The organism is Acinetobacter sp. CIP 101966, from assembly GCF_000369725.1.
Lineage (GTDB): Bacteria > Pseudomonadota > Gammaproteobacteria > Pseudomonadales > Moraxellaceae > Acinetobacter > Acinetobacter lwoffii_Q.
On record NZ_KB850158.1, the window covers coordinates 232253 to 244788 of the forward strand.

Genomic DNA, 12536 nt, shown 5'->3' on the forward strand with positions numbered 1-12536 from the left:
TACCTTCGAATCATAAATCTATATTTTAGATTATTAATTAATTTTTAATTTATAATTGCGATCATTAAGCAAAGAGAGAGAATGTTATGAAATCTAAGCTGATGATCAGTATGGGCGCTGTAATCCTGATGTCTATGAGCCAGTTTAGTCTAGCGGCACCTGCTGCAGAAAAAGTGGTACGCACAGATCGCATCAGTTTTTATAAAGTTGCGAAAGTAGAGGCAGCAAAACCACAACGTGTGCAACGTAGCGATCGTATTCGCTTCAATATGCCAGTGATGGAGCAACCCTCATTGCAGCAAAAACGTGTGCTACGCAGTGATCGTATTATCCTGAATAAAACCAGCTAATACTTACCGCGCTGATTGCCTCAGTAATATTGAAAAAAGCCCATGAATGATGGGCTTTTATTATTTTCTAGTATCAGTCAGTTTAAAACAACGCTTCTAAACGTACCAAAGCCCCGACATAGTGGTCACGATCCTCGCGATGATCATTCAGATAGTTCAGGTCGGTCTGGACAAAAAACCATTCACGTAAAAAAGGTTGTCTCCACGACACATAGGGGCCCCAGCGGTTGAGACGCAGATCCTTGTCATTTAGATAACCACCGGTATAAATGCCGTAACTGAAACGGTTGTCCTGAAAAAACTGATGTTGCCTGAAGGTGTAGTTGTCCCAGGTCAGATCATCGTCTTGATCATCTGCATAAGTCAGACTAAGCTGATTGGAGAAAAAGGCCTGATTGGGACGGGCATGGATTAGCTCCAGATTGGTCCGTAAATAGTTTTCGCTTTGAATGCCGTAGCGATAAATCTGTTCGGCATGAAAAGAGTAGTCATTTTCCAGCGTCCAATCTTTACTGGCTTTGACACGCAGGTAAATATCATCTCCAGAACGCAAGCCCAGATCCAGATCGGTTTCGAAAGGAATGCGATCTGACCATTCAGACCAACGTAAGGCAAAAGAGCTGTTATCTTCACGTGCACGTTTAGTATCCAGACGTTTATCTCCGGAAGTGGCAGGATTTTCATTGGTAATCGCGACATTACTGTCTAATTCATTGTCCAGACTGTCATCACCAAAAACCACACTCAGCTTTTGTTCCAAGGTCGGAAGCTTGATCTTGCCGCGGATTCGGGGCTTAATCTCATAGCCTTCATATTCATCCCAGCGATTATCTAGAATGATCCGTAATGTGGCTGCAGCTGGCTGATCCGGATCGGTTTCACCAAACCAGTTATCAATTTTATGTGCAGTACGATCAGCCCATTCGCGGATGCCTTTCTGTTTTTGATCCGCCCATGAATAATTTTCTGTCTCTAGCGTGGATGGAACGATGGCGACACTTGATTGCTCTGGCAGAACCGTTGGTGTTGCATCGATCAAACGTGGAATCTGATCCAGTAAGCCTGATCGGCTGGGCTCTGTATTTGTTGAACTGGCAGGAGCAGCTGTGACTGAATTTGCCCAGGACATGCTACCGCTCATTCCTAGGCCCAGAGAGAGCAGTAAAGTTTGAGTAATCCTGTTTATTTGCATGAGATATTTGTTGCTCTTGTATGCTTATATTTAGCTGTAGTTTTCTAAAAAATCGCCTTAAAAAGCAAGTTAAAGCTACAAAATAACAGCAATTATTCAGTCATTTGAGCCTGAATTTCCCGATAAAGTTCCAGCACATGAATCGGTTGCGGCATTGTTAAAATAATATTGTGAATATTCTGCCAATTTAGCCGTTTGTCGCGTTGCAGCAAGATGTGTGGATAGGCCAGCTCCTTCTCTGCCATAGACATGCGTTTTTCACCATGAATCACTCGGATTTTTTGATGTTCCTGCAGTAAGAGTACAGGAGTAGAAAAATTCGCAGCAGCTTCTTGAAACGAGATAAATTTTTGCTTCTGAATAAACTGGGCGGGTATAAAAGGATGGTAATCTGGCTTTGTCCAGACTGTTTCAGCCTGCTGCAAGTAAGCCGTTGAAAAAAGCTCGAGTTGCATGAACCTGATGCTTATAACAGACCAGGCCAGTGATTTAATCGCAGCAGCCTGGCGTTGATGGTGGGTAAGCCAATGTTGAATACAATAGTGAGCCTGCAACTGACTCGGTACCCCTAAGAGCATCAGATATTTAACAAACTGGCCTTGCAGATTCAGTTGTTCAACCAAATAAACCTGACGTGCCTGCCAATTATCTTCTGCTGCATAATACAGTGCGATATCCAAATAGGCAGGATGTTCGATCTTCTCAGTCATTTCTAAAGCACAGAGCCGCTGGATATTGGTTTCTTCTAAGCCTAAAGGGTGTACATGGGCGTTTAGTTCGCCTAGTTGAATCTGTGCAGGGAATTGAATCAATTCGGAGGCTGTGATCTGTTCTTGCGGAATGGTCGTTTCAGTTTTTAACTGAGGATTTAACGCCTCGCGTTCAATTTGTATCTGATTGGTTGACTCATCTGAGCGATTTAATTCTAGTGCATGAATTCTTACGCGCGGCCGTCCCCGATGATATTTGGTTGTTTCCATAGAATTGCAGCTGGTTTCAGCTTCGTGTAAGGATAAGGCTGGAACGATCAAGGGTGGATCCTGTTTCAGGCAAGAAAATCGTTGCTGTTGTTGCAACAGCCAGATATAGCAGTGTTGCAATTCAGCCCATTGGCTGTGCAGGGCAGGAGATTGGGGAGCCGGAATCAGCCAAATTTGCCAGCCACGTTCAGGATGATGTAAAACTGCCCAGCCTGAATCCGGATGGGCAGACAGTGCTTGTTCCAGTGCTAAGATTTCGGTGAAATAGCCACGAAAGCTTAGATGATAAGACGTATTAGCAGAAAATTGGTAAGCAACAAGTTCAGGTTGAGTGCGGGCCTTAAATGCTGAAATCTGGGTCTTGAAAATAGGCTCATCACACAGATTAAAAATATCGCGTATCCTTTTTTTAGAACGGGCAATTTCATAGAAAGGCAGGACTTTATGCTCCAGTTGCTGCGCCAGTCCATGTAGTTCTTTAATTAAGTGTGCTTTTTCTAAAGCATTCATTTTTTGATCTCTAGAGATGTTTCAGTGCTTTATCCAGGGTTTGTGCCAGTACAATGTTAACCGCCAGCTCGACCAGTCTGTATTCAGCAGAATTCGAGTCTGTATAGCTTTCTGCCATTTCAATTAAATAATCAATAGAAACTGACTGAGGCGGAATTTTGCCCTGTACCAATGCCTGAAGTTCATGCATAAAAAATTTTCTTATCATTAATCTATTTATATTGCTGCAATTATAAGCAGAGATCACATAAAATAGTGATCTATTTTGAGTGTTTTATAAACAAATTTTTTAATTAAAAGTGATAAAAATCAATAGAAAAAATGAGAGTAGGAAATAGTCGATATTTTTGAGAGTTGTGCATCTTTTACACAGAATGTGTTCAATATGATAAAAAAAGCAGGCTGAATCAATCAGCCTGTTTTAATGCAAAACAGTTTTGCATTAAGCCGTTTTTTCAGTTGCTACAGTCGCAGCATCTGTATTTACTGTTTCAGCAGGTGCTTTAGTCGCTGGAAAGTCTGGCAGATGAACCACTTGCGCCATTTGTGCAGACGCTTGAACGGAAAAAGCCATAACGGTTGCAGCGAAAGCAAATTTAAGAGCATTCATAGGATGACCTTTAATATCAGAGTGTTCAATGACTTGAACAGAGGAGAATATTTAAACTTAATTCGGGTGAAATAATAGCAAATAAGACTTAATATAAAATGATAGATTCGGCAAATTCAGGCAGTAAATTTTAGATAAATTACTCTATAAAACAATAAATTAGTGTATTTACTCTAGTTTGATTTTTATGATTTTACAGGACTTTATGCTTTGTTTTGGCGATGAGAATCTGGACTTGATCGAGTGCCAAAACAAACGGCGATGTGTTTTTGATCTGCCAATTTAAGATTGAATTTCGAGCTTTGTTCAATCCATGTAAGTTTTTGCTATCGCTTGTTTACGGGCTGCTGCAATCTTCTGAGAATGGACTAAGATGGAATTCCATTCATTTTCATGCTGAGAGTTTTATTATGGCAATTGCAAAAGTGGTAGAAGTCAATTCAAGCAGCAATAAAAGCTTTGAAGATGCGATTCAAACGGGCATTCAAAAAGTCACAGAAACGGTCAAAAATGTACAAGGTGCTTGGATCAATGAACAGAAGGTTGTCATTAAAGAAAATAAAATCACGGAATATCGTGTCAATTTAAAAATTAGTTTTCTGGTTGATTAAGCGAATGCCATTCAATAACAAATAAAAAAAACCCCATTTAAAATGGGGTTTTTTTATTGAACGTTGTTTTATTTAGCTTGGTCTGGCGTGTCACACGTTTCTGGTGAGCACTGTGCTGCCTGACTGTTGGTTGATGTATCGAGCGCTTTTTCAAATACTTGCAGGAAAACTTCTTTAGGCTGCGCGCCTGCCAATGCCACACGTTGATCAAAAACAAAGAAAGGTACACCGGTCACTTTGAGTTGTTCATGTGCGACTTCCTGATCGAATTTGACAAAATCAGCATATTCTTCCGAATCCAACAGGTCATCGACTTCGACCGGATTCAGGCCAATACGCGCTGCGACATCTTCCAGTGTTTCACGTTCTCCAATCGCCAGACCTTGGGTCATATAGCTATAGAAGAACGCTTCCTGTGCTTCATTGCCCAAACCTTTGCTTTGCGCCAGGTGAATCAGGCGATGCGCATTAAAGGTATTGCCTGAATTGGCACCTTCCCAGTTAAATTCAATACCTTCGGCTTTGGCCATTTCAGCAATATTGCGCTGCATCTCTTCGACTTCTGCCACGGTGCGGCCATATTTTTGCGCCAGACGCTCAGAGTTGGAGACTTCCTGACGTACCGGTGCTTCAGGATCGAGCTGGAAACTGTGCCAATGTACTTCTAGCTCAATACCTGCTTCTTGTGCAGCAGCTTCTAAACGTTTTTTACCAATATAGCAGAAGGGGCAAACCACATCTGACCAGATATCTACGCGCATGTCATGTCTCTAATTTTGCTCTTGTGTTCAAGTATGAGGGTGAAGAATCAGAATTTAAAGCCCTTGAGCATCAGAAGTGTATTTCTACAGCAGATCGGCAGGATAAATAAAAGAAGAAAGAGTAGGTGATAGCCAGATGGCTTCCTTAATATAATCAGGTTCTGACTATTCAAAAAAAATATAAAAATGCCATAAAAAAACGCCCCGTAGGGCGTTTTGTGAATGCAGTCAATTATGCAGTTTTTACTGCAGCTTCAACAGCAAGCATGTGACCATTTTCTTCGAAGTTTGAGTGCCAAGAAAGCGCTTCACGAAGAAGATGAGGGGTATGGCCGCCTTTTGCACATGCACGGTCAAAGTAATCATTCAACGCATCGCGGTACATTGGGTGCGCACAGTTATCAATTACTGCACGTGCACGCTCACGCGGAGCCAAACCACGAAGATCCGCAAGACCTTGTTCAGTCACTAGGATATCAACATCATGTTCTGCGTGGTCGATATGTGAAGCAAATGGCACTACAGAAGAGATGTCTCCACCTTTCGCGATTGATTTGGTTACGAAGATCGCCAAGTGGGCATTACGTGCGAAGTCACCTGAGCCACCAATACCGTTCATCATCTTGGTACCACATACGTGAGTTGAGTTCACGTTACCGTAAATATCAAACTCAAGTGCAGTGTTGATGCCGATAATACCTAAACGACGTACCAGTTCAGGATGGTTTGAAATTTCCTGTGGACGTAATACCAGTTTGTCTTTGTATTGTTCTAGGTTGTTAAATACTTTCTCGCCGTACTTAGCAGAAAGCGTAATAGAAGAACCTGAAGCAAACTTCATTTTACCGGCATCGATCAATTCAAACGTACAGTCTTGTAGTACTTCTGAGTACATGATCAAGTCTTCGAAGTTTGAATCTTTCAGACCCGTCAATACGGCGTTTGCAATTGAACCGATCCCTGCTTGAAGAGGTCCGAGGTTTTTCGGTAGACGGTCTTCAGCTACTTCTTTTTCAAAGAAAGCGATCAAATGGTTGGCAATGCTTTGAGTCTCATCATCTGGTGCGGTTACAGTAGATGGAGAGTCGTGCAATTCGCTGTTAAATACGATACCAACAATTTTAGATGGATCGATATTGATCGCATGCGTACCAATACGCTCATCAACTTGAGTCAATGGAATCGCTTGACGCGTTGGACGATACGTCGGGATGTAGATATCGTGCAAGCCTTCAAATGCCGGGCTTAAATTCGTATTGATTTCTACAATCACTTTTTCAGCAAAAATCGCAAAGCTTGCAGAGTTACCAACAGATGTTGTTGGAATGATGCCGCCATCTTCAGTAATTGCTACGGCTTCGATGATCGCAACGTCTGGTTTTTTCAACTGCAGGTTACGCATTTGCTCAACAGTTTCAGACAAGTGCTGGTCAATGAACATCACTTCGCCGTTGTTGATCGCTTTACGTAAAGTATTGTCTACCTGGAACGGTAAACGACGTGCCAATACACCAGCTTCAGTCAGTTGTTTGTCTAGATCGTTCCCTAGTGATGCACCAGTAATTAACGTGATCTTTAATGGATTTGCTTTTGCCTGTTGAACCAAAGCTAAAGGAACCGCCTTCGCTTCACCAGCGCGAGTAAAGCCACTCATACCCACAGTCATGCCATCTTGGATGAATTCAGCCGCTTGTTCAGGGCTGATGACTTTGTTGTGTAGGGAGGCTAAACGGATACGATCTAAAGACATTTTAACTCTCATTAATTCTTAAACTATGATACGGATTGTACCGCTCAAAAAATGTATTGTGCATAGGTGTTAGGCTAAGGTCTAATTTTTTAGCTAAATGTAAGTATAATAAAAAATGATGATTTTTAAATGATTGAATTCGTGAACTATAAAATGAATTGTATAGAAAAACTAAAAAGTCATTTGTTGAATTAATGATCACTTATTAAAAGTGATCAGTCAAAGTTTGGCGAATTTTATCGAGTGTAGTGGCTGGGGGAAGTGTCTCTGGGTTCTCTTGATTCACGGGTAGTGAAATGATAGCTTCAAGCCCACCTTCAGGACGATTATGGATACGCAATTGACCATGGTGAATATCGACAATCCGTTTCACAATGGCCAGTCCTAAGCCGCTGCCTTGTACCGTTCTTGCCGAATTGCCCCGAACAAAAGGCTGCATCAAGGCTTCGATCTGATCTTCCGGGATGCCTTCGCCATGGTCTGCCACACAAATCAACAGTTGATCTTCTTCAACATGGGCAGAAAGCTCAATTGGTTCGGAACCATAACGTTTCGAGTTATTGATCAGATTACCAATCAGTCTTTTCAGCGACATGCTGCGCGCCTGAATGGTCGGTATTTCTTGCGGAGTGAAACGGATATCTAGCGGTTTAAACTGCTTGACCAGTTCCTGTAATAGCACATTGACATTGGTGTCCTGCGGTTCTTCATCGGAACCGTCGCGCATATAGGAAATGAACTGATCCAGAATCGCGTCCATATCTTCGACATCATAAATCAGACCTTCTTTGAGAAAATCTTCATCTGGCATCATTTCGGCACTGAGGCGGATTCGGGTTAAGGGCGTGCGCAAGTCATGTGAAATGCCGGCCAGCATGATTCGGCGTTCCCGCTCGGTCTGGTCCAGCGTATAAATCATCTGATTAAAGGCATGATTGACCTGACGGATTTCCAGTGGACCATGATTGGTATCTAGATAGGGTGCTGAGCCGATTCGGCTATAACTGTTGGCGGCATTCTGCAAACGGCGTAAAGGACGGTTGAGCTGACGCACCAAGGTCAAAATAATGATGCCGACAATAATCGGCGTGCCAAGCAACCAGCCCAAAATCAGTTCATTGCTATAATTGGCATAAGTCTTTAAAGGTTCCTGTACCCAGTGACCATTCATTTCAGGAGTCTGGATCCAGATACGTGGACTCGGCTTAAACTGGAAATAGACTGTGGCTTGTTCGATGCGTAACTCTTTGGCGAGTTTGGTTTCGATCTGTCGGGTAAAAAATTCGGCAATCAGCTTTTCACGGACAGTGGGATATTCTGCCGGATTAGTAACGTATTCAATGCCGACCCGGTTTTTTAGCCAGTCATCGATATCGACTTCCTGCTGTTTATGATACAGGCGCAGATCGGGATTATTAAGAATTTCCAGTTCCATGGCCAGATAACGCGCATGTTGCTGGATTTCAGGTAAAAACAGGGTACGCCAAAAGAACCACAAGGACATGAACAGGCTAAAACAGACCACAAAAACCACCAGTACCGTGGTACGCATGGCAGCAGAACGCGGCTTGATCTTGTCGAGAAAGCGTTCCCCGCGGGTACGCTTTTTTTCCGAGTAGCTGACAAAATCGGTAAATTTTTGTGGATCGATGGGGTCGAGTTTCACACCAGCTCCCTGTTGGCATTTTCCAAATTGAGCAGTAATAATAATTTGTAATGGAATCTTACTGCTTGAACCTTCGATGGAAGGAGCTTGTTGTGTTACTTTTTTTGAAAAAGTAACCAAAAAACTTTGCCATTCGCTGAACTCGCGCATTTGTATACGAGCCTTTAAAGAAGGGGAGGCTCAGACAGCAGCGAATGGCTTTTAGGGACAATAAATTGGGGTAATCTTTTATCCTAATAAGTTTTTCTTTATTCAGCACCATCTGGAACAAAGACATAACCCACACCCCATACAGTCTGGATATAACGTGCACGCGCTGGGTTTTCTTCCACTAAACGGCGTAAACGTGACACCTGAACATCAATTGAACGTTCCATGGCACCCCATTCACGGCCACGCGCCAGATTCATCAGCTTGTCGCGGGTTAATGGTTCGCGTGGATGTTGAACCAGTGCTTTCAGTACCGCAAACTCACCAGTAGTGAGCGTTACCACTTGGCCTTCACGGGTCAGAGTGCGGGTAGAGAGATCTAGCGACCATGGGCCAAAAGAAACCACTTCCATCTGTTGGCTTGGTGCACCCGGCACTTCACGTACCTGACGGCGCAATACCGCACGAATACGTGCCAGCAGCTCATTCGGGTTAAACGGTTTAGGCAAGTAATCATCGGCACCTGCTTCTAAACCGGCAATACGATCCGAGTCGCTACCACGAGCGGTGAGCATAATGATAGGCGTATCGATATTGGATTGGCGTAAACGACGACAGATACTCAAGCCATCTTCGACCGGAAGCATAAAGTCGAGCACGATCAGAGAAAACAGTTCCCGCTGTAAAAGTCGATCCATCTGCGTGGCATCATGTGCAGTTTTAACCACAAAGCCTTTATCTTCGAGAAAACGCTGTAATAAGGTACGCAGACGAACATCATCATCAACCACCAGGATCCGTTCGACCCGGTCCGTTTCGGTATGTACGGCATCGGCTTTTTCAGCAGGTACAACTAAACTCATGAGATGCTCCTTTATTCTTTATTGTCGTCATAAACAAAAATCAAATAGGCTTTGAGTATACGATTCATTGATATTAATTGACTATGCTCTAAAGCACCAAATATTGCAGTTAAAATCAAGACATAGATACTAAATATATACATCTAAATGAGCAAAAAATACGATTTTAAGCTGGATAAAAAGCAAAGTTCATACAAACTTTATCGGGAAAAGCTGAAAACTGTGGCACTTCATAATATAAAGATGAGGTAAATTAATAAAAACAATGGTGGATTTTATAGACCCGGTCTTTATAATCATGCCATTTAGTACTTATCCTTGTGGGATCAAACACGATGACTGACTTAGTTCAGCAGTTGGCAAAAGAACTTGCCGTACGTCCAAATCAAGTTGAGGCTGCCATCAAGCTTATTGATGAAGGTGCCAGTGTTCCTTTTATTGCACGTTACCGTAAAGAAGTAACGCAAGGCTTAGACGATACGCAACTACGTCAACTCGATACGCGTTTATCATACTTGCGTGATTTGTATGAGCGCCGTGAAAAGGTGATTGAATCACTCAAAGAACAAGATAAATTATCTGATGATTTATTGGCGCGTGTGAATGCGGCCGAAACCAAAAATGCATTAGAAGAAATTTACGCGCCGTACCGCCCAAAACGTACCAGTAAATCATTCAAGGCCAAAGAAGCCGGTTTAGGCCCGATTGCCGAAAAAATCTTTAATGAAGCCGTTGATCCAGCTGAAGCTTTGGCGGGCTTTAGCCATGAAGATTATCCAGATACTGAAAGCCAGCTTGATGCGATCCAGCACATCCTGATTGATGACTGGGCACAAAATATCGCACTGACCACTGAACTTAAAGCGACATTTGCAAAAACTGCCGTGCTGAAAAGTTTAGTTGCAAGTGATGAGAAAAAAGAAGTCGGTAAAAAATTCCGTGATTATTTCGATTTCTCTGAAAACTTGAATAAAGTGCCTTCACATCGTTTATTGGCGATGCTGCGTGGCCGTCAGGAAAACGTTTTAGGCCTGAAAGTTGATGGCGAAGATGATGCTCCATTGGCGCGTATTGAAACTGAATACAATCTTGAAACTGTTCAGCCACAAGCTCGTCAGGATTTCTTGAAGCAAACTGCAAAATTGTTCTGGCTCGGTAAAGTTCGTCCAACGATTGAACATTCATTGCTGACTGAAAAACGTCTGGCTGCTGAAACAGAAGCGATGAACGTCTTTGCTGAAAACCTGCGTCATTTACTGCTGTCTGCACCTGCAGGCGCACGTACCACTTTGGGCGTGGACCCAGGTATCCGTACTGGTGTGAAACTGGCGGTGGTGAACGAGTCTGGTGATGTACTGGCACATAGTACGATTTATCCATTTGCGCCAAAAGATGATAAAGATGGTTCATTAACTGAACTTGCACGTTTATGCCGCGAGTTCAATGTTGACCTGATCGCGATTGGTAATGGTACTGCAAGCCGTGAAACTGAAGCTTTAGTTGCTGAAATGATGGCTGCGAACAGTGATCTGAAAATGACGCGTGTTTCTGTATCTGAAGGAGGTGCATCGGTGTATTCAGCATCTGAACTAGCTTCACAGGAACTGCCTGAACTAGATGTATCTATTCGTGGTGCGGTATCGATTGCACGCCGTTTACAAGATCCACTAGCAGAACTGGTGAAAATCGATCCGAAATCGATTGGTGTGGGTCAGTATCAACATGACGTGAACCAGACCGGTCTGGCGAAAACCTTGGAAGCGGTCGTTGAAGACTGTGTGAACTCAGTGGGTGTGGATGTAAATACTGCATCAGCAGCAATTCTGGGTTATATCGCGGGTCTGAATAAATCGATCGCACAGCAAATTGTGGAATTCCGTAAGGAAAATGGTCGTTTTGACAATCGTCAGTCTTTGAAAAAAGTACCACGTTTAGGCGAGCGTACTTTTGAGCAGGCTGCGGGCTTCTTGCGTATTCAAGATGGTACAGAACCACTGGATGCGTCTGCAGTTCACCCTGAGTCATATGCTTTGGTGAGCAAAATTGTTGAAGCAAAAGCAACGACTGTAAAAGACATCATTGGCAATACTGAAATCATTCGCCAAGTGAATGCAGAAGAATTTGCAGACGAGAAATTTGGTCTGCCGACGATTCAAGACGTATTGGCTGAACTGGAAAAACCGGGCCGTGACCCGCGTCCAGAATTCCGCACTGCTAAATTCCGTGATGACATTACTGAAGTTGCGCAATTGTCTGAAGGCATGCAGCTGGAAGGTGTAGTCACTAACGTGACTAACTTCGGTGCATTTGTCGATGTGGGTGTGCATCAAGACGGTTTGGTACATATTTCTGAACTTGCCAATGAATTTGTCGCTGATCCGCATAAAGTGGTGAAACCGGGTCAAATCGTACAAGTCCGTGTTTTGAATGTGGATGCTGAACGTAACCGCGTGAATCTGTCGATGCGTCCTGAAGGTTCTGAAGCGCCGGCGAAAGCACCACGTCAGCCACGTCGCGAGAACAATGAGCCACGTGGTGAACGTAAGCCTCAGGGTAAACGTCCACAGCAAGGACGTCCGCAAGGTGATCGCCCTGAGGGTAAGAAACCTCAAGCGGCTAAACCACAAGAGCAAAAAATTGGTGGTTTGGGTGCATTGCTATTGCAAGCAGGGATTAAAGGTTCTAAATAATTTTTAGATATCTTTAATTTAAAAAAACCTCCCGATCGGGAGGTTTTTTATTGGATCATTATGAGTTAATCATCGGAACAATCCAGCTAGTAACAATTAATAAAATACCGAGATGCCCCAGTTTTCGTGTCACATAGACCAGCTTAGACGGTGGCTGTTCCAGTCTTTTTGCATATTCTTCCATGCTAATGCCGGGCTTGCCTTTACTGGTAAATAAAAACACCGCCAGGTCGATACAGATCAGAATCGTACCGATATCAGCGACCAGTTCCATCAGGACAAAATCCTGGCTATACAGCGACATGCTGACGCTATAAATCAGATAAATGGCAAAGGCCAGACACAGGTATTGCAGGACAACTAAAAACTTCTGCATAAATCTCAACAGTTCACAAAATTAAAG

12 protein-coding genes are annotated in these 12536 nt (G+C 43.2%); 3 read left to right on the forward strand and 9 right to left on the reverse strand.

The annotated features are described in order from the left end of the window. Positions 1–86 precede the first annotated feature (86 nt). Positions 87–350: a hypothetical protein gene (locus tag F891_RS01180; RefSeq protein WP_004278599.1), complete on the forward strand. Its 264-nt coding sequence runs from the start codon at positions 87–89 to the stop codon at positions 348–350. 82 nt (positions 351–432) lie between these two features. Here F891_RS01180 and F891_RS01185 read toward each other — a convergent pair whose 3' ends face one another. The 4 genes from F891_RS01185 to F891_RS17990 all read right to left on the reverse strand — a co-directional run bounded on the left by F891_RS01185 (position 433) and on the right by F891_RS17990 (position 3642). After that, complete coding sequence (locus F891_RS01185) at positions 433–1542, reverse strand: hypothetical protein (protein WP_004647319.1); 1110 nt, start codon at positions 1540–1542, stop codon at positions 433–435. A 92-nt stretch (positions 1543–1634) separates the two neighbouring features. After that, positions 1635–3032 carry a hypothetical protein gene (locus F891_RS01190; RefSeq protein WP_004647320.1) on the reverse strand — a complete coding sequence of 466 codons (1398 nt, stop codon included), beginning with the start codon at positions 3030–3032 and terminating at the stop codon, positions 1635–1637. A 10-nt stretch (positions 3033–3042) separates the two neighbouring features. Beyond that, entirely contained in the window at positions 3043–3222 is a 180-nt protein-coding gene (locus F891_RS01195; protein ID WP_004647321.1) for a hypothetical protein, read from the reverse strand. Positions 3223–3474: 252 nt separating this feature from the next. Next, positions 3475–3642, reverse strand: coding sequence for a hypothetical protein (locus F891_RS17990; RefSeq protein ID WP_004647322.1), 168 nt, complete (start codon positions 3640–3642; stop codon positions 3475–3477). Between the two features lie 410 nt (positions 3643–4052). Between F891_RS17990 and F891_RS01200 the strand changes: the two genes are divergently transcribed. After that, positions 4053–4253 carry a dodecin family protein gene (locus tag F891_RS01200; protein WP_004278594.1) on the forward strand — a complete coding sequence of 67 codons (201 nt, stop codon included), beginning with the start codon at positions 4053–4055 and terminating at the stop codon, positions 4251–4253. 68 nt (positions 4254–4321) lie between these two features. On the opposite strand, the gene F891_RS01205 is transcribed toward F891_RS01200, so the two are convergent. From F891_RS01205 to ompR, 4 genes are all read right to left on the reverse strand, one after another. Then, positions 4322–5014, reverse strand: a complete 693-nt coding sequence (locus tag F891_RS01205; protein ID WP_004647323.1) for a DsbA family oxidoreductase — start codon at positions 5012–5014, stop codon at positions 4322–4324. A 232-nt stretch (positions 5015–5246) separates the two neighbouring features. After that, the gene (locus F891_RS01210) at positions 5247–6764 is read right to left on the reverse strand and encodes an acetyl-CoA hydrolase/transferase family protein (protein ID WP_004647324.1); all 1518 of its coding nucleotides are present in this window, start codon (positions 6762–6764) and stop codon (positions 5247–5249) included. 205 nt (positions 6765–6969) lie between these two features. After that, positions 6970–8430, reverse strand: a complete 1461-nt coding sequence (locus F891_RS01215) for an ATP-binding protein (protein ID WP_026055758.1) — start codon at positions 8428–8430, stop codon at positions 6970–6972. A 248-nt stretch (positions 8431–8678) separates the two neighbouring features. Then, entirely contained in the window at positions 8679–9443 is a 765-nt protein-coding gene (ompR, locus tag F891_RS01220) for an osmolarity response regulator transcription factor OmpR (protein ID WP_004278590.1), read from the reverse strand. Positions 9444–9778: 335 nt separating this feature from the next. Here ompR and F891_RS01225 point away from each other — a divergent pair, with 335 nt between their 5' ends. Beyond that, on the forward strand, positions 9779–12133 hold the full coding sequence (locus F891_RS01225; protein ID WP_004647327.1) for a Tex family protein: 2355 nt from the start codon (positions 9779–9781) through the stop codon (positions 12131–12133). Positions 12134–12191: 58 nt separating this feature from the next. On the opposite strand, the gene F891_RS01230 is transcribed toward F891_RS01225, so the two are convergent. After that, complete coding sequence (locus F891_RS01230; RefSeq protein ID WP_004647328.1) at positions 12192–12509, reverse strand: hypothetical protein; 318 nt, start codon at positions 12507–12509, stop codon at positions 12192–12194. Between the last annotated feature and the right edge of the window lie 27 nt (positions 12510–12536).

What these genes read in the sequence shown, in the direction of transcription:
- F891_RS17990 (WP_004647322.1), bottom strand. Translation starts at nt 3,642, where the DNA reads ATGAATGCTCTTAAATTTGCTTTCGCTGCAACCGTTATGGCTTTTTCC.
- ompR (WP_004278590.1), bottom strand. Translation starts at nt 9,443, where the DNA reads ATGAGTTTAGTTGTACCTGCTGAAAAAGCCGATGCCGTACATACCGAA.
- F891_RS01230 (WP_004647328.1), bottom strand. Translation starts at nt 12,509, where the DNA reads ATGCAGAAGTTTTTAGTTGTCCTGCAATACCTGTGTCTGGCCTTTGCC.
- F891_RS01180 (WP_004278599.1), top strand. Translation starts at nt 87, where the DNA reads ATGAAATCTAAGCTGATGATCAGTATGGGCGCTGTAATCCTGATGTCT.
- F891_RS01225 (WP_004647327.1), top strand. Translation starts at nt 9,779, where the DNA reads ATGACTGACTTAGTTCAGCAGTTGGCAAAAGAACTTGCCGTACGTCCA.
- F891_RS01195 (WP_004647321.1), bottom strand. Translation starts at nt 3,222, where the DNA reads ATGCATGAACTTCAGGCATTGGTACAGGGCAAAATTCCGCCTCAGTCA.
- F891_RS01200 (WP_004278594.1), top strand. Translation starts at nt 4,053, where the DNA reads ATGGCAATTGCAAAAGTGGTAGAAGTCAATTCAAGCAGCAATAAAAGC.
- F891_RS01190 (WP_004647320.1), bottom strand. Translation starts at nt 3,032, where the DNA reads ATGAATGCTTTAGAAAAAGCACACTTAATTAAAGAACTACATGGACTG.
- F891_RS01185 (WP_004647319.1), bottom strand. Translation starts at nt 1,542, where the DNA reads ATGCAAATAAACAGGATTACTCAAACTTTACTGCTCTCTCTGGGCCTA.
- F891_RS01205 (WP_004647323.1), bottom strand. Translation starts at nt 5,014, where the DNA reads ATGCGCGTAGATATCTGGTCAGATGTGGTTTGCCCCTTCTGCTATATT.
- F891_RS01210 (WP_004647324.1), bottom strand. Translation starts at nt 6,764, where the DNA reads ATGTCTTTAGATCGTATCCGTTTAGCCTCCCTACACAACAAAGTCATC.